The following is a 20,645-nucleotide window of genomic DNA, read 5'->3' on the forward strand; positions in this document are numbered from 1 at the left end:
AGCCTCCGACCAATGCTCCTCCCGCCGAGAACGACAGGCCTCGCCGCGCCCGTGGGCATCCTGCGCCCGTGGCCCTCCGTGCTGGCGACGTGGGGCCCTGGAGAGCGGAGCACGCTGCACGCCCACCATTGCTGGCACCTCGTGCTGGCGCTCGACGGCGAGCTCCAGATCGGGACGGCCGTCAGGGACGCGTTCCAGCGAGGAAGCGCCGTCCTCACGGCCCCGGACACCGCGCACGCGATCGACGCGTCGGGCGCCCGTGTGCTCATCGTGTTCATCGAGCCGGAGAGCGACGTCGGAGAGGGGCTCGCCCAGGCACTCGGGGCGTCGCCCATCGAGGTCATGAGCAGCGAGACGGCGGATCGGCTGCGGTCGTGCGTCGCCGAGCGTGGAGAGGCCGGGCTCTCGGCGGCGCTGCCCGGCGTGTTCGAGGCGCTGGGGATCGCGGTCCCGCCGTCCTCGCCGAGGCCGAGGCACCCCGGGGTCCAGCGGGTGCTGCGCCACCTGCGGGCGAGCGCCGGAGACGCGGACACGTCGCTCGAAGCGCTGGCCGGCATCGCGCGACTCTCGCCGGGGCGGTTCATGCACGCCTTCACGGAGAGCGTCGGCGTGCCGCTGCGGCCGTACCTCCTGTGGCTCAAGCTGGAGCGCGCCGGGGCGGCGATCGCCGGCGGCGCGGCGCTCTCGGAGGCTGCCAGCGCGGCCGGCTTCGCCGACGCGGCGCACATGACCCGGACCTTCCGCCGGATGTTCGGGGTGAGCCCCTCCGATCTGAGACGCCGTAGCCAGCTCGTTCAAGACGGGTGAGGAGCGGGTCGCCACCTTGAGGGCATGGCACCTCTGCTCATCCTCTCGATCTCGTTCGCGCTGTTCGTTGTCCTCGGGCGCCTCGGCGTCAGGCACCTCGGGAGCTGGGTGACGTGCTTGCGGTACGCCCTCGCGGCGATGTTCCTGCTGACCGGATCGGCCCACTTCGGGAGCCGTCGCGCCGAGCTCGTGGCGATGGTGCCGCCGGCGCTGCCCTACCCCGAGCTCCTCGTGGCTGCGACGGGTGTCCTGGAGATCGCGGGCGCGGCGGCGCTCCTGGTTCCGCGGCTCGCGCCGTGGGCAGCCGCGGGGCTGACGGTGCTGCTCCTGGCGATGTTTCCTGCGAACGTGTATGCGGCGCGCGCGGGGCTCAGCCTGGGCGGCAGCCCGGTGACGCCGCTGGTGCCGCGAACGCTGATGCAGATCGTGTTCGTCGCCGCGACGGTCGCCGTGGCGATCTGCTCCCGTGCCGGGGAGCGGACGAAGCGTGAACGGGCTGGGGTTGGTCTGCGCGGCACGCGAGGCGCTGCCGATTGAGGCGACCGGGCCGGCGGATGAGTTGGGATAGCTCAAAGTCCTGGATGTCGCGGTCAGGCGATCGATGAGCGCCTGCGACCGCTGGTTGAGGAATCGAATGCAGGTGTTGGTGTCGAGGAGGTACTTCATTCGATGGGCAGCCGGGTCTCGAGGAGCGGCTGTGCGGGACGCGCGATGGGATCATCTGACAAGGAGCCGGCCAGCGCTTCGAGCTCGGCCCGCTTCGTCTCCAGCGCCTCCGTCGGGGCTTGGGCGCCATCGATCTTCTGCCCGACGAGCACGACCTCGACTCGACGGTGAGGGGCGCCGACGTCCAGGTCAACGTGCACTGTGCCTTGCTCGTCGCTCTCGTACAGCTTGCGAACGGTATGCATCCAGAGTGCTCCTCCGGAACGAGCGGATAGGGCGCTCCTTCTAGCACGCCGACCCGAAGGTGACGCAGCAGGCTCCGCGCGACGGCTACCGTTACTTCTTCGCGCGCTGGGTTTACGGTTCGAAGCGGTTCGGGCAGGTTCGTCAGCCCGACCGATCTCGGCAGCGGGACGGATCGACGCGACGCGGCATCGGTCGATCGAGGTGAAACCGGAGCCGGAGCAACCCCGCAGCGGGCCCAAGGTGGTGCGGAACGATCTGCGGCGCACTCGGGCCAGCGCTGCACCGGATTGAGAGGGGTCGCGGCGGCGATCTGCCGACTGGCGGCAGCGAGGAGGTCGTCTGTTAGACTGGCGCCGTGGCGAGAGAGCTCTTCGACTTCGGTATCGAGCGTAGCCGCCACGAGCACTTCTTCGGTCGAGAGGACGTGCTCTCGGCCATCGATCGCCACCTCGACGGCGCGGGGACGTCAGGCCGCTGGGTGCTCGTCACGGGCGGGCCCGGCATGGGCAAGAGCGCGATCCTCTCGCGGTGGCTCGACGTGGAAGAGCAGCGCGGCCACAGGGCACCGCACCACTTCCTCCGACGCGACGTCATGGACTGGGATCGCCCCGAGGCGGTCGCGCGCTCCCTCTCGGCGCAGATCGAGGCGCTCTTCCCGGCGCAAAAGGACCCCGAAGCGCGGCCGGAGAGCCGGCTGATCGAGCTCCTGGCGAAGGTCTCGAAACACGAACTCGTCCCCCGAGGCGAGCGCCTGGTGCTCGTCGTGGACGGCCTCGACGAGGCGCGGAGCGACGGCGCCGAGCAGAACCCGCTGCCACGCTTCCTGCCGTATGCGCTGCCGCCGCGCGTGCACACGCTCTGCGCCTCGCGCCCGCAGTATCCGCACCTCGACTGGCTGGAGCGCCGCGGCAATGTGCGGCGCATCGACCTCGACGCGCCCGCATGGGCGAGCTCGAACGAGCAGGCCTGCCGCGCCTTCTGGAGCGATCAGGCGCCGCGGTTCACGCCTCCCCTCGACCCGCGGCTCGTCGAGGAGGCGGTCATCAGTGCGGAGGGGAACCTGCTCTATGCGGTGAAGCTCAGGGAATGGCTCGAAGAGCAGCCGGTCGAACAAAGGCGCGTGGAGCGCCTGCCACGCGGGCTGAGCGGGTTCTTGGAGCAGATCTGGCGCCAGCTCCGGGGCTTGCCGCGCGAGCAGTTCGGGCTCGTCACGAACGGGTTAGGCATGGTCTGCGCGGCGCGCGAGGCGCTGCCGCTCGAGGAGATCGAGGCGGCGTGGGGATGGCAGGGCATGGAGGCCGGCGAGGACTTCCTCCACGCCGCGCGGGCGCTGCTCTTGGAGGAGCCAGCGTCGTGGCGCGGCGCGCGGGCGTACCGGCCGTACCACGAGACGTTCCGCGCGTTCGTCGCGGACAAGCTCGGGCCGATGCGCATGGTCGAAATGCACCGGCGGTTGCTGGAGACGGCGGCGCGGTGGCCTGTAGCAGAACGGGAGAGCGAGTTCCGGAGGCGATATGCCGCGCGACACGCGATCGCGCATAGCCTCGCGGCGGGCGAGAAGGAGAAAGCGCGGGGGTTGTGCCGGGATCTCGGCCTCTTGGGGGCGCTCTGTCGCGAGGATGGCCCCGCGGCGCTCGAAGAAACACTGCGCTTCGGCGCGAAGGACCTCTGGGACGGCGACATCGACCTGCTCCATCGAGCGGTGCAGGCCGAGTCGCACTGGCTCCGCGATGCGCCGGAAGCATTGCCGGAGCTGGTCTACAACCGGCTGCGCTCGGCCGGCTGGGAGGAGGAGCGAATTGCGCGAACGCTGCGGTTCCCGCGCGGCCTGCCGGAGATCCGGCTGCTGCATCCAGTACGGATGTGGACTGGAGAGGAACGCACGCTGCACGGCCACTCCGGTCCGGTCCATGCCTGCGCGATCAGTCCAGATGGCCAGCGCATCGTCTCGGCCTCTTGGGACAGGACGCTCAACGTGTGGGAACTTGCAACCGGGAATCTCCTCTACACCCTCGAAGGCCACTCCGGTCTGATCAAGGCATGCGCGTTCAGCCCGGATGGCCAGCGTATCGTCTCGGCCTCCTGGGACATGACGCTCAAGGTATGGGACCTTGCGATCGAGAAGCTCCTCTCCACCCTCGAAGGGCACTCCGGCAATGTTAATGGCTGCGCGATCAGCCCAGATGGCCAGCGCATCGTCTCGGCGTCCGACCGCCGCGCGGTCTCGGAGCTCCAAGAGCGTTCCGGATAGCTCCCCCGGGCCAACTCCTGACATACCCACCTGCCCTGGCGACCAGCCCTCGGCCAACTCGCGATATGCCCGCCTGCGCTGCCGATCGGCCGCCGGGCCATATCCGACATACCGACCTGCCCTGCCGATCGGCCGCCGGGCCATATCCGACATACCCGCCTGCCCTGCCGATCGGCCGCCGGGCCATATCCGACATCCTCGCCCGCCCTGCCGACCAGCCCCCGGCCATATCTCGTCCCCGCCCTCGCTCCCCCTCACCGGTACGGCCCGCCCCGCCCCTCCCCCCGCATCTGCCGCGCGAGCGCCAGCATGGGCCGCAGGACCTCCCGCGCCGCCGCCGGATCCGCGAGCGGCGCCCCGATCACCACCGCGATCGCGCCCGGCGCCACCGCGACCCCCTCCTCCGCCTCCGCAACGCCCCCGACGCGCGCCGCCTGCTCCAGGATCGCCGCTGCGATCGCCTGCTCCGCCGCGTTCCTCGGCCTGGCCGCGCCCTCGATCGGCGGATCCAGCCGCAACGAGACCCGTGTCCTCGCAGGAACGGCCCCCTTGAACAGCGTCTCCAGCTCGAAACGCGCCCCTTCGAGCGTCCCCGAGAGCCGCATCGAACCGACCCGGAGCGCCCCGTCGCTCTCCTCCGCGAAGCGGCGCCACGCGGGCAGCCACGCCGCCATCGCCGCCGGCGGCGGCAGCGCCGCGCCGGCCTCCGCGAGCGCCTGCGCGAGCGCGTTGACCTGCGCCAGGAACGCGTCGAGCGCCTGCTCGTCCGACGCCTCCGCGGCGCTCCACACCCACGCCTCCCTGTCGTCCACGTCGGCTCGATCGAAAGCACGCAGCGCACGCCGGAGCGCAGGCCCGAGCACGGCCAGCACCTGCGCCTCCTCCCGTCCGACCAACCGGAAGCGCCGATCGAACCCCTCCTCCCCCGTCTCCAGCCCATCGAGCTCCAGCACGCGCCGCCACTGGACGTCGAGGCGCAACCCCCAGGGCTCCGCGAACCGCACCGTCGCGCCAAGGCCGGGCCTCAATCCCTTCACGGCAGAGGTCACCTCGACGGTGCAGCCCGCGCGCACGCCGCGGAGCCGCAGGCCCCGCTCCAGCGAGAGCCCCACCCGCTTCCCCGCGCGCGCCCAGACCGCGCGCCAGCGATCCGCGCCGACCCGGGGCCGCTTGCCATCGCGCCCGGTCCGCGGCTCGAACAGGCCGACGATCACCGGCACGCGGTGTCGCACCAGCTCCCCGCCCGCCAGGTGCTCGATCGTCACCTCCAGCGCGTACTCCAGGGCGACCTCGCGGAGGCTGAAGGACGGCGCGAGATCGCTCGGCAAAGCGATGCGGAAAGGCACCTCCGTTCCCTCGGCGATCCCTGTGACATCTTGAAAGAACACGTTCGGGCAGCTCTCGTACGAACCGCTGCGCGCGTTCACCTGCTCCACCCCATTGCCGACCAGCGCGACGCGGAGCCCGAAAGGGTAGCGCCCCGGGAGACCACCGAAGGCGACGGCCCCGGTCAGGATCGCGCCCGGGGTGAGGGTCCGGCCCGGCAGCGACACCTCGACGAAGGCGCCGCGCCCGCGGTGGCTCGCGTCGATGAACGGCTCGTCTTCCGGCCGCTGCGCAGACCTGGGCCGGACGAGGACCTCCCGGCTCTCCCGGGCGTCGAGCCACCACGGAATGGAGACGTGCGCGCGGACCTCGCACCGGCACGCCTGGAAGGCGCCGGCGAACGTCGGCGGGAGATCACCAGGCAGCGCGAACGAGACCCTGTAGCGGTGAATCCCCTCGCCGAGCCGCCCCTCCCCGGCCACCTCCTCGCTGAGGAGGAGCAGGTCGCGGACCTCGAAGGTCCCCTCGCCCGGAACCAGCTGCTCGTGCGTGTGCCGCAGGGCCACGCGCACGAACTTGATGGGCGTCTCCGCAGCGCTTTCCAGCGAGAGCCCGACGTCGAACATCTCGCCCGGATGCACGACCCTGGGGAGGCGCAGCGTGATGAAAGGGCGGCTCCTCATCGCCGCCTCCCAGTGTAAACGACCTGGCCGACAGCCCTCCGGCCGGGCGTCGCACCGCCCGCTCGTTCGCTGTCGGGAGGTCGCGCCGCCCGCTCGCTAGCGGTAGGAAATGGCCAGCTCCTGCCTCGTGGACGGCAGCGGGTGAAACTCCGTCCGCGAGAACCCTGCGCGGCCGAACATCGCGCCGAGCTCCGCTTCCGTGTACGCGTCGCCTCGCGACGTCTGGACGAGCATCGTCATGGCGAACGACGCCGCGCCCGGGGGCGAGACGCGGTCCTCGTTCGGGACCATCTCCACCGTGATCGCCCGGCCGCCCTCGGACAGCGCGGCGCGCGCCTTGCGCAGGAGCGCTTCGCACGTCGGCACGTCGAAGTGGTGCAGGAAGTTCGTCAGCAGCACCATGTCGTACCCCTCGCCGAACGGCTCATCGAACGCGCTGCCGCGGAGCGGCCGCCACCGCTCGGCCACGCCGGCAGCCTCGGCGTTCTCCCGCGCCACCTCCAGCACCGCGGGCCAGTCGAGCGCCACGACCTCGACGCTCGGATGGCGCTGGGCCAGCGTGATCCCGAAGACGCCGTGGCCCGCCGCCACGTCGAGCACGCGCACCGGCCTGCCGCCCGGCACCTCGACGATGTTCGCCATGAGCTGCGCCGACAGCCTCATCAGCGGGGCCATGCCGCGCGCGAACCTCACCCACACTGGGTGCTCGGGCGCGATCGTCCCCTCGTCGGGCAGCACCGTCCCGCCCTTGCGCACGGCAGCGGCGATATCCCGGTGGGCCTCCATCACCATCGGCGAGAGGACGAACTCGGTGACCCCGCCCAGGTACAGAGGCGAGCGCCGGTCGAGGAACGCAGCCGAGTCGACCGTCAGGCGGTAATGCCGCCGCTCGTCCTTGGTCAGGAACCCGAGGATGACCAGGTAATCGCAGAGAATGCGGATGCCGCGCTCGGAAGCACCGCAGGCGCCGGCCAGCTCCGCGACGGTCTCGTTGCCCGCTGCGATCGCGGTGAACAGGTCGAGCTCGATGGCCCCCTTCAGCGCCGCCGTACGCACGTGGGCGCCCAACGCATCCATCAACAGCGCGGGAGACGGCTCCGCATCCTGATGCGACATCATGACTTCCCCCTCTCGTTCGTGCCCGTCGGATTGCTCGCCCGTCGCAGCGCACGCCCGCGATGACAGGCCTGTCGCCCCCCGGCGCAGGCGAGGAGGAAGCTACCGGATCCGATCTCGCGGTCGACCGGAATAACACCGGCGCGGACCACCTCGGCGGCGGAGCGGCGGGCGCGCCGCCTGCGCAGCGCGCCTCGTCACGAGCGACGAGCGCGCTCGGCTACTCCGCCGCCTCGCCCAGCCACGCCCGCGCGAGCTCGAGCGTGCGCGCGTTGTCCGCCGCCCGCTCCAGGAAGTGCGCCCGGAACGCGCGGTCGCTGATCTTCCCGGCGCGCGCGAGCAGGCGATCGCGCGCCTCGGCGATCGCGCGCGCGGCCTCGACCCCACGCCCGCAGACCGACAGCGCCTCGGCATAGACCAGGCGCACCACCGACTCGCCCTCCTCCACGCCCACCTCGTCGAGCAGCGCGCGCGCGCGCTCGGCGGCGGCGAGCGCGTCGCCGGGGCTGCCGAGGTGGAGCAGCGCGCGCCCGAGCACCGCGACGGCGTAGGCGCGCATCGGCGGGGCCCGCTCGAGGATCGCGTCCGCGGCCCGCGCCTCGCGCGCCGCCGCCTCGGGATCGCCCGCGAGGAGCAGGATGCTCGCGAGGTAGACGCGCGCGCAGCCCTCCATGCGCACGTCGCCGTGGCGCTCCAGCATCGCGCACGCTGTCTCCTCGACCGACCTCGCCTCGTCGAGCCGGCCTCGGTAGGCGAGCACCAGGCCGAGGTTCTGGAGGACGTACGCCGTGGTGCCGCGCAGCTCCATCCGCTCCGACTCGGCGAGCGCCAGCCGCAGCGCCGCCTCGGCCTCCTCGAGCTGACCCACCTGGCCGTAGGAGTAGCCGAGGTTCATCCGCGCCATGCACGCCCGCCGCACGTCCCCGGCCTGCTCGAACGCGGCGAGCGCCGCCTCGATGCCCGCGAGGCTCGCGCCGGGGTCGCCGCCCGCGTGCGCGCGGATGGCGCGCGCCTCGTGGAGGTTCGCCACGGCCTCGAGATCCGGCGCCGGGGCGCCCTCGATCGCGCGCTCCGCGCCCTCGATCAGCGCGTCGGCCAGCGCATAGCGGCCGCCGAAGATCAGCATGAGCGCGGCGGAGCTCAGGCACACGCTCTTCGCGGAGCTCCCGTCCTCGAGGGGCGCAGGCGTCTCGCGCGCGACGGCGGCCCAGCGCTCGACGCGCTCGAGGCTGCCCGTGGCGCCCGCGGCGATGATGATCCGCGTCAGCGCCGCAAACCACGCGGCGGAGCCCTCCGCGAGGTGCTCCGCGGAGACCGCGGCGCGCTCCTCGGCGAGCGCGAGATCGCCGCGCCAGAAGTGCGCCTGGCTCTCGAGCAGGCGGAGCTCGCCCACGGTGGCGGGCGCCGGATCACACGCGATGCCGCGCGCGGCGCGCGCCAGCACCGCGCCGAGGTCGTTGCCCCGGAGCGCCTGCCGCGCGGCCGCGAGGTACGCCGTGGCCGCGCGCGCGGGCTCGCCGCCGCGCTCGAAGTGCTCGGCGAGCGCCATGGGATCGGCCTCGCCGCGCTGCGCGAGGAAGCCGCCCGCGAGCGCGTGGCCGAGCCGCCGGTCGCCCTCGGTCAGCATGCTATAGGCGGCCTCGCGGATGAGCGCGTGGCGGAACCGGAGCGCGGCGTCGCCGGCCGCACTCCGCGGCCCGATCCGCACGATCGCCTCGTGCCGCACGAGCTCGTCGAGCTCGCGCGCGACCTCCGCCCGGCCCACGAGCGCGGCGACCCCCGCCTCGGAGAACGCCTCGCCGAAGACGCTCGCGGCGCGCAGCACGCGGCGCGCCTCCGGGTCGAGCGCGTCGAGCCCGGCCTGCACCATCGCGAGCACCGTCTCCGGCGGCGCCGCGGTCCGGCCGCGGGCGGCGGCGCGGATCTGCTCCTCCAGATAGAACACGTTGCCGTCGGCGCGCTCGACGAGCGTCCTCACGAGCTCCGCGCTCGCCCTGGCGCCGAGCGCCTCCCGCACGAGCCGCTCGCCGCCCGAGGGCGCGAGCGGCGAGAGGCGGACCTCCCGGGCGAGGTGAGGCCCCCAGAGCCCCGGGAAGAGCTCGTGCACGCCGGGCCGCGCCAGCGCGAGCACCGCGAACCGCCTGCCCTTCAGGTTGCGCAGCGCGGCCTCGACCAGCGTCACGGTCGGCAGATCGCCCCAGTGCAGGTCGTCGAGCACGAGGAGCACCGGCTGCGCGGCGCACTCGGCGTCGAGGAAATCCTCCCACGCGAGGCGCAGCTGGTCGCTCATCAGGAGCGGTCGCCGCCGCGCCGCCCTGAGCTGCACGTCGTCGTCGTCCGGGAACGGCGCGCCCGCGAGCTCGCCGAGGAAGGGCGCGATGCGCGCGGCCGCTGCGGCGCCGCAGCGGCGCTCGACGCGCGCGCGGATCTTGCGCCGCTTCGACTCGATCGGCTCGCCGTCGCGCAGGCCGAGCCCGCGGCGGAGCGCGCGCTGGAGCAGGCCGAAGGCGGAGCCCGCGCTCATCGGGTCCGCCTGGCCGAGCCACACCGCGAGGGGCTCGGCGCGCGACCCGAGCGCGTGGACGAGCTCGTAACAAAGGCGCGATTTGCCCGACCCCACCGCGCCCGTCACCAGCACCGCGCCCGGCGCCGCCCCGCGGACGCAGGCGTCGATCTCGGCCTCGATCAGCCCGAGCTCGCGCTCGCGCCCGACGTAGGGCGCCGGTCGGCCGAGGAGCGAGGGCTGCGTCTCGGGCTCCTCGCGCGCGCCGTGGAGCCAGCACCCCGACGCGTCCCGGGTGGCGTCGAACCGCGCGCCGAGCAGGCCCGCCGTCGTGTCGTCGATGCGGATCGCCGCCGGATGGAGGGGCTCGCGGCTGCCCTGGACGAGCTGCACGAGGCGATCGATCACCGCGCCGACCGGCAGCCGCGCCGCGACCTCGGCGCGGCCGGTGACGAGCGAGAGGCGGGCGCCGCCGAGCAGCTCCCTGAGCGAGAGGGCGCAGCGGGCCGCCTGCGCCGCGAGGTCCGTGGGCGCGGCCGAGCCCGAGAGCGTCACGAGCAGCCACCGCGCCTCCAGGAGCTCGATCCGGCCGCGGTGGCGCTCGACGATCTCGCGGATCGCCCGCGCCCTCGCCTCGTCCTCGACGTCGGAGAGCGTCGCCGCCGCGTCGGCCTGGCCCTCCCGGGCGAGGAGGAGGCACATGACCTTCCGCTCGCTGGTCGTGATCTCGCGGCCGCGCTGCGCCGGCGGGTGGGACGACGGGGGCTGCAGCGACGGCGGGCCCGCGTCGAGGCGGGGATCCAGCGCCTCCGCGGCGAGCGCCGCCGCGACGACGCCCGCGTCGCGCGGCCGGGACTCCCGCGCCTTCGACAGCATCCGCGCGACGAGCCGGTCGAGCCAGACCGGGACGTCGTCGCGGAGCTCCCTGAGCCGCGGCGGCTCCTCGAGGAGGACCTTCATGAGCACCGAGAGCGGGTCGCTGCCGTCGAACGCGGCGCGCCCGGTGACGCACTCGAAGAGCACGCTGCCGAGCGCGAACACGTCGGCGCGCGCGTCGATCTGCGGCTCGCCGCGGGCCTGCTCCGGGGCCATGTACTGGGGCGTGCCGCGGATGTCGCCGAGCGTCGGGAACTCCTCTTCATCCCCGGAGAAGCGCGAGACGCCGAAATCGATGAGGCGGACGCGCTGGAGGTCGCCGCCCTCGAGGATGAGGTTCTCCGGCTTCACGTCGCAGTGCACGAACCCCAGCTGGTGGACGGCGGCGAGCGTCTCGGCGATGCGCGCGGCGAGCGTGGAGGCCTCGGCGAGCGTGAGCGGGCCGCGATCGAGCCGCTCCGAGAGGGTCTCGCCGTCGAGCCACTCCATCGCGAGGTAGAGCCGGCCCCCGCCCGTCGCTCCGTGCGCGACGTAACGGGCGACGCCGGGGATCGCGAGCGTCGCGAGGGCGAGATGCTCGCGCGCGAGGGCGCTCAGCGACGCCGTGGCGGCTGTCTGGAGGAGCTTGAGCGCGACGAGCTCGCCGGACCGGAGGTCGCGCGCGCGGTACACGCGCGCCGTCGCGCCCGAGGCGGCGTGCTCCTCGATCTCGAACCGGTCGTCGACGACCTCTCCTGCCTGCATCGAGCTGACGCGCTCCTGGCGGGCGCTCTGCCGCTATTGCACAGCGTGCCAGCGGCGCGCGCCGTCCGTCCACTGTCACCTCGCTCGACGTCGCGCGGCGTGCGTGCCGGCTCACCGCGGCCGATCACCGCGCGGGGACGCATGTCGCGGCGCAGGCGCTCGCGTCGGCGCGGCGCACACGCTGACGCACCGGCGCGCCTAGCCGACCCACCTACCTGTCGCGCTGCGCGCCCGTGTCAGGGGGCGCTTCGCCTGCATCCGCGTCGCCTGCGCGCCGCCGCAGCACCACGTAGCGGAGGTGCGGGACGCCGCTCACCGCCACCGGAGCGAACGCGTCGCCAGCGCCGGGCAGGCGCGCGACGCGCTGCTCCACGCCGCGCGCGAACCGCGATGCGGTCCACGGCGACGCGGGCGCCTCGCCCTCGGCGAGCAGCAGCACCAGCGCGTCCACCCGGCGCGCGTCCAGCAGCGCCCCGGGGATCCGCTTCGTGGTGTGCCCGCCGGGCAGCGCCGCGATCGCCGGATCGGTGACCCCCGCGAGATCGACGAGGGTCGCGCCCGTCGCCGCCCCGAGCCAGCCGATGTCGAGCGCCGCGACGACCTCCGCCCCGGCGAGCGCGCCGCGGAGCTCCTCGACGACGCGCAGCCGGTCGCTGCCCACCCGCGCGGCGGTCGGCCCGACCCGGACCATCACGAAGAGCTCCCCCGCGAGCGCGAGCGCGAGCCGGAGCGCCGTGGCGCGCGCGTCGGCCACCGAGGCGACGTGGGCCGCCGCGAGCACCACGGCGGGCAGCGCCGGGACGACGAGCCGCGAGAGCGGCATCCAGTCGCCGCCCGCCGCCGCGACCGCGAGGAAGTGCACCGCGACCGCCGCGAGCAGCCCGCGCGGCCACGCGGGGAGCGCGCGCCACGCGGCCGGCGCGATCAGCGCCACCGGCCCGGTCAGGAGGAAGCACGCGAGCGCGTACCGGGCCCCGAGCGCCGCGTCCGGCGCCTTCGCCAGCGCAGAGAGCGGCGCGGCCCGCCCGAAGATGGAGAGGCGCGCCGCCGCCACGGCGACGAAGGGGAGGCCCGCGAGCGCGAGCGCGGCGAGCGCTCGGGCCCACGCGGGCCGCGGCGGCGCGTCCCCTGCGGCGTCGCGGCGCGGCGCCGCCTGGGCCGAGAGCGCGACGATGAGCGCGAACGGCAGGAGCTCCGGCCGGAGGGCCGCCGCGGCCCCGGCGCAGGCCGCGCCGGCGAGCGCGCCGCCGAGCGCTGGCAGCGCGACGGCGAGCGCCCCGAGCGCCGCGACGACGCCCGTCTCCATGCCCGCCACGCTCCAGGCGGCGAGCGGCGCCGACGCTGGCACGAGCGCGAGCGCCGCGAACCGCGCGGGCCGGGCGGACGCCCGATCGACCGCGAGCGCCAGGACGCCGGCGGCGAGCGTCCACGCGAGGGCGCCGAGCGCCTTCGCGGCCGCGAGCGCGGCGAGCGGTCCGCCGGCCGCGAACGGCGCCAGCACGAACGCCCACCCGAGCGGCGTCACGCCGTCGGTCACCGGCCCGGCCGCGTTGAAGCGGTAGCCCAGCCCCCGAGCGAGGTGGTGCGCATAACGCGCCGTGATCAGGGCATCGTCGACCGTGAACCCCGAGAGCGCGAGCGCCGGGATCAGCGCCGAGAGCGCGCCGGCGAGCGCAATGAGCAGCGAACGCTCCCGCCGCGTCACGCCGCCTGTGCGTCCGCGCGGCACTCCGATGGACACGAGGCGGAGGCGCCCGCGCTGGACAGCAGCCCGCGCCGCTCCGCGCGATCTCCATCGAGGACGCACCGACAGCGGAGCAAGCGCTCAGGGTGGACGGCCATCAGCACGCAGCGATCCTGTGACAGGCGCACGAAGGACGCAATTGCGCTCGCCTGCTCGCAATCATGCGAGCAGGCGAGATGCGAGATGCGACCACGCGGACGCGCGGGCACGTGCGCGAACGTCGCGAACACCTGGGCTCGCCGCGGGGCGCACGCCTCGGACAGCGGCAGCGCCGCTGCGCCTGGTGGCAGCCATGCGCCCTCGTGGACGGTATAGTTCCCCGCATGGCACTTCCTGCCGCGCTCCTGGCCGCCGTCGAGCGGCATTCGTGTTTTACCGGCTGCTATCGCAGCGAATCGGAAGTCCAGGTCTGCATCGATCCGGCGCAGGCGCTCGCGCCGACGGTGCCTGTCTGTTGCAGCGATTGCCTGAACTTCCACCCGGCGGCGCTCGTGAGCCTCTTGCCCCTCGGCATGACGTCGTACGCGCTCGCGAACGCGCTGACGACACACGTGCGCTCGCTGCGGGGGTACAAGTGGGCGACCGGCGGCTATCACACCGCGGGCACCGGCTTCTGGCTCAACGCCGCCTACTACGGCAATGGCCTCTTCCTGGTCGACGCCGCGCGCAACCGCAACGCGAGGACGGACGTCGACATGCTGATCGAGGCCTTCCAGCACGGGATCGTGCAGCCAGAGGACCCGCGCATGCTCGATCCGGCGCTCTACACGATCGAGCTCGCCTACATCAACATGTCGCGGCCCATCCTGCCGGTCCGCAACAAGCAGGATCTCCTGGCGTCGCCGCAGCGCAGCGCCACGCCGAGGCAGGGGTTCTCGCGGGTGTCGATCGTGGAGTTCCAGCCGCTCGCCGTCGCGGGACCGTCCCCTTCCGCGCAGCCGGCGAAGCCGGCGCCGCAACCGCGGGAGCTCAAGCTCGGCGAGACCTGCCCGACGTGCGGCGCCGCCGTGATGGAGCGACCGCTGTTCTCGGGCACGTTCGTGGGCTGCCTCTGCTGAGGGCGCGCCGCGGGCCACGTCGACGACCGGCTCGACGACCGGCTCACGGCGACGGCGGCGTGGTCGCGCGCCACGCGGTCTCGCCGGTCGCCGGGTCGATCGCGCGCAGCGCAGCGCCGCTCACCGCGGCGCCGCTGACGACGTAGACGTAGGGGCCCGACGCCTTCGCCGCCGCGAGCCGGTCGCCGAGGTAGGCTGCGGCGCGCTCGTACCGCACGGCCCCGGACACCGGATCGAGGGCGATGATCCGCGGCTCGGTGCCGTTCACCACGTCGACGCCGACGACGACGGCGGCGCCGCCGCTCGAGACGAGGAACAGGTCGGGCCGCCCGCCGGAGAGCGGCGCGCGGGCGGCGAGCTCCTTCTTCCAGAGCGACTCGCTGCCGCGCCGCCCCTCGGCCGTGAGCCGCGGCGGGCCCTCGGTCGGCACGGTGAGCACGGCCTCCACGCCGCCGGCCTGGACCACCTGGGGGTTCTTCTTGCGCTCCCAGAACTGCCCCGTGATCGCCGACGGTTGCGGCGCCGTCGGGCAGTCGGCCGCCGCGCCCCCTTCGAGCTTGATCCCGGTGGCCGTGCCGTCCTTCATCACCACGGTCGCGCAGCCGTTGCCCCCTGCGATCTCGTCGGGGACCCCGGGGAGGTTCGCCACCCACCGCTCCTTGCCGGTGCGGGCGTCGAGCGCGCGCAGCGCGGCGTCGCCCCCGCCCGCGAGCACCATGTTCGGGTCCGGGCAGGCGAGCGCGTCCGGCTCCTCGATCTCCCGCGAGGCCCAGATCCCCTGCCCGCTGCGCCCGTCGATGGCCACCACGCGCCCGCGGGTCTTGCCGTCCTGCCACAGCACCGGGTCGGGCGCGTCGTCGCCGTTCGCGTCCACGAAGCAGAGGGCGTCGAGCTGCGTGGAGAGCGGGCGCGCGCGCGGCGCGGGCTCCTGCGGCGGCTCGACGCGCGCGAAGAACATCACCGCGAAGCCGATCCCGACCGCAGCCATCGCCACGGCGAGGAGCACCTTCGTCGCACGGGACGGCCCCGGCGCGGGCGCGCCCTGCGGTGCAGCCGCGCCTGCGACGCCGGGGGCATCAGCGCCGCAGCGCGGGCATGCGATCCCATCATGACTTGCCTCCAGCGAGGCACCACAGCTCCTGCAGGGCCGCATCCGGGCAGTCTATCGCCGCCGGGTGCCCGTGATCGAGAGCGACCGTGCGCGGCCCGCCGGACCGGGGACTTGCCTCTGCTACTTCGCCCAGAGCACCGAGAGATCGATCTCGAGGGCCTCGAAGGGCACGGCCCGGACCCGCGCCGCGTCTCGGTGGACGGGGCCGGGCTCCCACCCCCGGCCCGCCGCGAGCGAAAAGACCTCGAGGGTGCGCCGGATTGGATCGACGAGCCACGCGTGGAGCACGCCTTCGCGCGCATAGAGGGGCATCTTCTCCGTGCGATCGACGTCCTCGGTCGACGGGCTCAGGACCTCGCAGATCCAGTCGGGAGCGAGCGGGAAGAAGGCCGTCTCGGGCAGCTCGGGCATGCGCTCGATCCGCCAGCCGGCGAGGTCGGGCACGAGCGCGTCGAACTCACCCGCCGTGTGCGGGTCGGGGAAGTGCAGCTCAGGCTCGACCAGGATGGTCCAGCCGCCGGGCCCGCCTTCGCCCAGGTCGAAGGGGCCGGACAGCTTCCCCCCAAGCCTGGACGCGGCTCGCGCATGTCGCGGCGCCGGCCGGGGGAACACGTGCAGGGTGCCGCGGACGAGCTCCGCCACCTTGTTCGACGGGACGGCTTCGAGGTCGGCGTACGTGGCGCGGGGCTGCTTCTCGGCGGGCTGGCCCATGACCGGAGCGTGCCTGGGCGCCCAGGGAGAGGCAAGTCGTGTGGCGCGACGGACCCGAGCGAGGCCGGCGCGCGTCGGCGCGCGCCCGCCCCTCCCCGGCGCGCGTCGGCGCGCGCCCGCCCCTTCCCGGCGCGCGTCGGCGCGCGCCCGCCCCTTCCCGCTACGGCTTCGGTATTCTCAACGTGCCGCTGACCATGGCGCTGCCGCTCACGGCATAGACCAGGCTGAGCGGGTGGAACACCCAGGGGCCGATCGCGATGGACCCGAGCCAGAGCTGCTCGTGCACGCGCTCCTTGGCGAAGAGCACCCCGAAGAGCAGCACGATGAGCAAGCTCGTGGGGATCGGCGTCCCCTCGTAGTAACGCACCTTTCCCCGCTCGTCCGACAGCTCGGCGGCCGTCACGTTGTACCGCGCGAGGCGGCTGATCCCGCAGGCGACGAAGTACACGAGGGCGGCGGCGTCCCACAGCCCGCGCAGGCCGAGCGCGAAGCCGAGCACCGCCGGCGCGACGCCGAACGAGACCACGTCGGCGAGCGAGTCGAGATCGGCCCCGAGCGGCGAGTGCTTGCGACGCCAGCGCGCGATCGTGCCGTCGAGGACGTCGCACGCCAGCGCGAACGGCAGGAGCCCGAAGGCCACCCAGATGTAGATGCGCTCGCGCTCGGCCACGTAGTTCAGGCAAAGCAGGATGCTCAGCGTGCCGCTCGCCGCGTTCGCCAGCGTGACGAAGTCGGCGAGCACGAACGATCGGAGCATCGAGAAATGGGGCGGTCTATCGGGAGGCATGGCGCTCGGGGCGCGCAGTTTCGCACGTCCGGTTCGATTGCCAAACAACCTGCGCGGCGCGCGTCGCCGTCATCGGGCCGTCATCGACCCATCCTCTCGTGGCAGGGCGCCTCGGGCCGCGGCGCGCCTGGCGCTGGCGCCGTCTAGCCAGGTGGCACGTGCTTGTCCACTCCGCGGCGATCCGCGCACAAAACTTAGGACCAGGCCGCGCTCTGCCTAGCATCCGTCGGCGGATGCCCGGACTGTCACTTGTCGCCGACAACACCCGATGCTCACCGGAGCCCGAGCGCACGTCGCTGCACGATGTGCTCGACTTCGTCCTGGAGGGGGCGCGCAACGCGTCTCCTCCGCTCGATGGAGCGGCGCTGCCGCTACGCGCCGAGGCCGAGACGCTGCCGCTGCTCTGCGAGCTCGCCGAGGCCGCGGGGGAGCTCGCCTCCGGACGCCGCGCGCGCGCGGTCGTGCGCCTGTGCCTCGAGCCCGACCCCTGGGAGCTCGGGCTGGAGCGCGTGGGCCGCGACCTCCTCGTCACCGTCTTCCAGGGCGGGGACGTGCCCGAGGTCGCCCTGCACGAGCGGCGCTTCGACGGCGAAGCGCTCTGCGCGCGCCTCCTCGCGACCATCGACCGGTTCGCCTCGCACAGGGGCCCCGGCGCGCGCCGCGACGCCGCCTTCGCCGACAACGACGCGGAGCTCGGCGGGCTCGGCGGGCTCGGCGAGCAACGGCTCTCGACCGCCCGGCGGTGCCTCGCCGCCTCCCTGCCGTTCTCGCCCGACGAGGCGGGAGGAGAGCCGGCGATCGTGGGCGTCGAGCCGACCGGCGAGATCCCGATCGCCATCGCGGCCGAGGCGCTCCTGCGCACGTCGCAGGGCGCTGCGCTCACGCAGCCGGCCGTGCTCCGGGCCGACCTGTTCTCGCTCCTCTTCCGGGGCAAGATCCGCGTGCTCGTGGGCGAGGAGGCGCGGGAGCTGCCCGACGTCTTCGTCTTCCCGTTCGCCGAGCAGCTCGCGTCGCTGTCGCTCGAGTCGCTCGACGCGTGGGCGCGGCGCCAGCCTTACCACCGGCGGCTGACCGTCGGCGGCGCGATCCTCGGCGTCCGGCTGCACAGCGAGGGGGCGCTGTCGCTCACGCTCGGCGTGCCCCGCGTGGGCCGCGTCCCCTCCGCCGATCCCCGCGCGCCCGGCCCTGGCCGCGTACCCTCGTTCGCGGCCGCCGAGGAGCGGGCGCAGACCTGGACCTTCCCGGCCGTCGACGTGGCGGCGCTCGCCCAGGGCGTGGTCGCGTTCGGGCGGGCGCTCGCGCGCAGCCTGGTGCGCCGCGATCGCGGGCAGACGTCGAACCTGCGCCTGTTCGAGTTCCGGGCGCGCGTCCGCGAGCTCGCCGAGCGGCTCCGCGAGCTCACGCGCAACGACGCGAAGATCAACGTGGCCCCGGAGACGTACCGCGCCTTCGCGGCGGCGGCGCGCCCGCAGGCCGCGGCCGAGGACACGTTCGGGCGGACGCGCCTGCGCTTCACGGCCCGGTGGATCGCGGCGATCCCGTCGCTCGACCTCCGCGCCACCTTCCTGTGCGGCGACGTGCTCGTGGTGGGCTCGACGCGCGAGCTGACGTGCATCGATCGGCGCACCGGCGAGTGCCTGTGGCGCAAGCCTGCGCCCCGCGCGGTCTCGGTGATGACGCCGGTCGGCCTCGGGAGGCTCCTGCCCGACGGCACGCTGCAGCTGCACGATCTGGCGAGCGGAGAGGTCGCCTGGTCGACGCGGCTCTCGCCGCGCGTCGGCGCGAACGCCTCGGGCGCGGTGGTGAGCGCCCCCGGGCTGCCGCGGATGCTCATCGTGAGCGAGGGGACGCGCCACCTCGCGGCCGTGGACCTCTACTCCGGCGAGGTGCGCTGGCGCTACGCCGCGCGGCGCGGCGAGAACTTCCGGCTCCGCCGCGCGGGCAAGCTCGTCCTCGTGGGCAGCGGCGAGCCGGCCCTCGCGGCGCTCGACGTGCTGAGCGGCGAGGTCGTGTGGCGCTTCTGCGACCGGCTCCCGTTCGCATCGCCGGTGGCGGTCGATCACGACGCGCTCTTCGCCCTGGCCGGCGACGGCGCCTTCGTGGGCCGCGGCGGGGCGCGGCTGCACCACCTCGACCCGTGGTCCGGCGAGGCGCGGTGGACGGTCGATCTGCCGAAGCACGTGGCGCCGGTCGGCGCGCCGCTGCTCGGGCCCGAGACGGTGTGCGTGGTGACCCACGGGCGGCGCGGCACGGGTCTCGTGGGGATCGATCGCCGCACCGGGGCGACGCGCTTCGACCTGACCGCGTGCGCGGCGACGGCCTCGTGCCTCATGGTGGACGATGTGGTCGTCGTGAACAGCGAGGCAGGCGAGATCGTCGGGGTCGGCGCGCACGACGGCGCGGTCCGGTACCGGCACGTCATCGCGGGCGGCGTCGAGGGCGACAGGCCGCGGCGCCTCGAGCCGGTGCTCCGCTCGGGCGCGCTGTTCGTGCCGCAGAGCGAGGTGCACGTCGTCCGGCCGCGCGACGGCGCGCTGCTCGGCAAGGTGCCGACGGACCTCATCCCGGATCTCCTGCGGGTGGACGAGCGGTGCGACGTCTACGTGGCCGAGGAGAGCGGCCACCTCGCGGCCTTCGCCGCGGCCCCGCGGCTCAGCCTCGTCCAGTAGGCGCCGCGGCGCGCGCAGCAGGGGCCGCGGCGCGCGTCAGCGCGGCCCCCGGGCCGGCTTCCAGATGAGCTCGAGCGTCACCTGGGTGACGCCGTCCTCGATGAGCCCGATCCGCTCGGCGGCCTTGCGCGACAGGTCGATGATCCTGCCGCGCTTGAACGGGCCGCGGTCGTTGATCCGCACGCGCACGCGGCGGCCGTCCCGGCGGACCACGTCGACCACGGCGCCGAAGGGCAGCGTCCGGTGCGCGGCCGTGAGCGCGCGCGGGTTGTAGCGCTCGCCGCTCGCGGTGCGGCGGCCTTTGAACTTGTCGGCGTAGTAGGTGGCGCGCCCGCGCTGGATCGGCGTCCCTTTCGCCGCGCTCCGCGCGCTCGCGGGCGCGGTCGGCGTGGAGATGCCGTCGCCGTCGTCCGGCTCGTCGCCCGCGGCCTGGTGGCGCGGGCGCGCCGGCGGGGTGCTCGGCGCGACGCCGAGCGCCATCGGCGCGTCGGCTCCCGTGCGGGGCGCTGCCGGCTGGTGAGCGGAGCAGGCGGGGGTGAAAAAGAGGAAGAGGAAGGCGAGCGTCCTCGCCACGCCGCGGCGTCCACCGGGCGTCGTCACGTCGCCTCGGACGCGGCGCGCTCGGCCGACGAGGGGTCGAGGTCGGCCGCGGGCGAGGTCACCGCGGCGACAAGGGCCAGGGCCGAGGGCTCGCCGCTCCCTGCCCCGTCCGCGGACGGCGCCGCCTGGGCCCTGGCCTTGGCCCGCACGAACCCGGCCAGCTCGCGGAACGGCACGCCGGTCGGGCAGATCCTCTCCTTCTCGGCGAGCACCTCCTCCGGCACGTGCGCGAGCGCGAGCGCCGCGGCGTCGAAGTCCGGCATGCTCCGCGACGACGCGAGCACCACGGTCATGAGGCCGCGGTAGGCCCCCTTGGAGGCCGCGATGCGCTCGGCCTCCCCGAGATCGCAGCGCCCGCACGCGATGCAGCGGGAGAAGCGGGGCAGGGCCGCGCGCTCGGCGGGCGAGAGCGGCGGCAGGCCATCGGCGTCGTAGTTCTCGCGGAAGAGCGCAAGCCCGCTCGGACCGTCGTCGAAGAGACGGCGCACCGCGACCTTGAGGAGCGACCACGCGAGGACCGCGAGAGCCAGGGCACGACCGGAGAGCACGATCCGTCCATAACCCGAAACAGGCCCGCGCGCCGAGCCGATGCGCGCGGGGTCTCCAGAACGGCGCCGGCCACGTGAACCCGCGTTAACAGCGCCTCGGGCACACGCAGGTCCGCGACGACCCGCCGCCGCTGCGATGACGCCTGCGGCGCGCGCTCGTCGCCCGATCTCCGCGGCGCCCGAGATCGCGGGCCGCGCC

The 20,645-nt window shown here is 74.4% G+C and carries 15 protein-coding genes; 5 read left to right on the top strand and 10 right to left on the bottom strand.

Annotated features, from left to right (window positions below; genetic code table 11):
• Nucleotides 1-12 precede the first annotated feature (12 nt).
• Together WMF14_RS20585 and WMF14_RS20590 are read left to right on the top strand one after the other, a co-directional pair.
• Nucleotides 13-807, top strand: a complete 795-nt coding sequence (locus WMF14_RS20585) for a helix-turn-helix domain-containing protein (protein ID WP_437803262.1) — start codon at nucleotides 13-15, stop codon at nucleotides 805-807.
• A gap of 24 nt (nucleotides 808-831) precedes the next feature.
• Entirely contained in the window at nucleotides 832-1,344 is a 513-nt protein-coding gene (locus WMF14_RS20590) for a DoxX family protein (protein WP_437803263.1), read from the top strand.
• 125 nt (nucleotides 1,345-1,469) lie between these two features.
• Here WMF14_RS20590 and WMF14_RS20595 read toward each other — a convergent pair whose 3' ends face one another.
• The gene (locus WMF14_RS20595) at nucleotides 1,470-1,718 is read right to left on the bottom strand and encodes a hypothetical protein (RefSeq protein ID WP_437803264.1); all 249 of its coding nucleotides are present in this window, start codon (nucleotides 1,716-1,718) and stop codon (nucleotides 1,470-1,472) included.
• Between the two features lie 356 nt (nucleotides 1,719-2,074).
• Here WMF14_RS20595 and WMF14_RS20600 point away from each other — a divergent pair, with 356 nt between their 5' ends.
• A complete protein-coding gene (locus WMF14_RS20600) occupies nucleotides 2,075-3,970 on the top strand; it encodes an NACHT and WD repeat domain-containing protein (protein WP_437803265.1) in 1,896 nt (631 codons plus the stop codon).
• Between the two features lie 254 nt (nucleotides 3,971-4,224).
• Here the strand turns inward: WMF14_RS20600 and WMF14_RS20605 are convergent, their stop codons facing one another.
• The 4 genes from WMF14_RS20605 to WMF14_RS20620 all read right to left on the bottom strand — a co-directional run bounded on the left by WMF14_RS20605 (nucleotide 4,225) and on the right by WMF14_RS20620 (nucleotide 12,923).
• Nucleotides 4,225-5,979: a hypothetical protein gene (locus WMF14_RS20605; RefSeq protein ID WP_437803266.1), complete on the bottom strand. Its 1,755-nt coding sequence runs from the start codon at nucleotides 5,977-5,979 to the stop codon at nucleotides 4,225-4,227.
• A 96-nt stretch (nucleotides 5,980-6,075) separates the two neighbouring features.
• Nucleotides 6,076-7,098, bottom strand: a complete 1,023-nt coding sequence (locus WMF14_RS20610) for a methyltransferase (protein ID WP_437803267.1) — start codon at nucleotides 7,096-7,098, stop codon at nucleotides 6,076-6,078.
• A gap of 217 nt (nucleotides 7,099-7,315) precedes the next feature.
• Nucleotides 7,316-11,218, bottom strand: a complete 3,903-nt coding sequence (locus WMF14_RS20615) for a serine/threonine-protein kinase (RefSeq protein WP_437803268.1) — start codon at nucleotides 11,216-11,218, stop codon at nucleotides 7,316-7,318.
• 211 nt (nucleotides 11,219-11,429) lie between these two features.
• Complete coding sequence (locus WMF14_RS20620) at nucleotides 11,430-12,923, bottom strand: hypothetical protein (RefSeq protein WP_437803269.1); 1,494 nt, start codon at nucleotides 12,921-12,923, stop codon at nucleotides 11,430-11,432.
• Nucleotides 12,924-13,285: 362 nt separating this feature from the next.
• On the opposite strand from WMF14_RS20620, the gene WMF14_RS20625 reads away from it, so the two are divergent.
• The gene (locus tag WMF14_RS20625) at nucleotides 13,286-14,020 is read left to right on the top strand and encodes a hypothetical protein (RefSeq protein ID WP_437803270.1); all 735 of its coding nucleotides are present in this window, start codon (nucleotides 13,286-13,288) and stop codon (nucleotides 14,018-14,020) included.
• 43 nt (nucleotides 14,021-14,063) lie between these two features.
• Here WMF14_RS20625 and WMF14_RS20630 read toward each other — a convergent pair whose 3' ends face one another.
• From WMF14_RS20630 to WMF14_RS20640, 3 genes are all read right to left on the bottom strand, one after another.
• Nucleotides 14,064-15,008 carry an outer membrane protein assembly factor BamB family protein gene (locus WMF14_RS20630; RefSeq protein ID WP_437804252.1) on the bottom strand — a complete coding sequence of 315 codons (945 nt, stop codon included), beginning with the start codon at nucleotides 15,006-15,008 and terminating at the stop codon, nucleotides 14,064-14,066.
• Nucleotides 15,009-15,251: 243 nt separating this feature from the next.
• The gene (locus WMF14_RS20635; RefSeq protein WP_272099294.1) at nucleotides 15,252-15,842 is read right to left on the bottom strand and encodes a Uma2 family endonuclease; all 591 of its coding nucleotides are present in this window, start codon (nucleotides 15,840-15,842) and stop codon (nucleotides 15,252-15,254) included.
• 160 nt (nucleotides 15,843-16,002) lie between these two features.
• Nucleotides 16,003-16,629, bottom strand: a complete 627-nt coding sequence (locus WMF14_RS20640; protein WP_437803271.1) for a CDP-alcohol phosphatidyltransferase family protein — start codon at nucleotides 16,627-16,629, stop codon at nucleotides 16,003-16,005.
• 233 nt (nucleotides 16,630-16,862) lie between these two features.
• On the opposite strand from WMF14_RS20640, the gene WMF14_RS20645 reads away from it, so the two are divergent.
• Complete coding sequence (locus WMF14_RS20645) at nucleotides 16,863-19,298, top strand: PQQ-binding-like beta-propeller repeat protein (protein ID WP_437803272.1); 2,436 nt, start codon at nucleotides 16,863-16,865, stop codon at nucleotides 19,296-19,298.
• A gap of 36 nt (nucleotides 19,299-19,334) precedes the next feature.
• Here WMF14_RS20645 and WMF14_RS20650 read toward each other — a convergent pair whose 3' ends face one another.
• A complete protein-coding gene (locus WMF14_RS20650; RefSeq protein WP_373372262.1) occupies nucleotides 19,335-19,694 on the bottom strand; it encodes a septal ring lytic transglycosylase RlpA family protein in 360 nt (119 codons plus the stop codon).
• 200 nt (nucleotides 19,695-19,894) lie between these two features.
• Nucleotides 19,895-20,446 (bottom strand): hypothetical protein, encoded by a 552-nt coding sequence (locus WMF14_RS20655; protein WP_272099301.1) that lies wholly within the window; start codon nucleotides 20,444-20,446, stop codon nucleotides 19,895-19,897.
• Between the last annotated feature and the right edge of the window lie 199 nt (nucleotides 20,447-20,645).

The organism is Sorangium sp. So ce693, from assembly GCF_051521375.1.
GTDB lineage: Bacteria > Myxococcota_A > Polyangia > Polyangiales > Polyangiaceae > Sorangium > Sorangium atrum.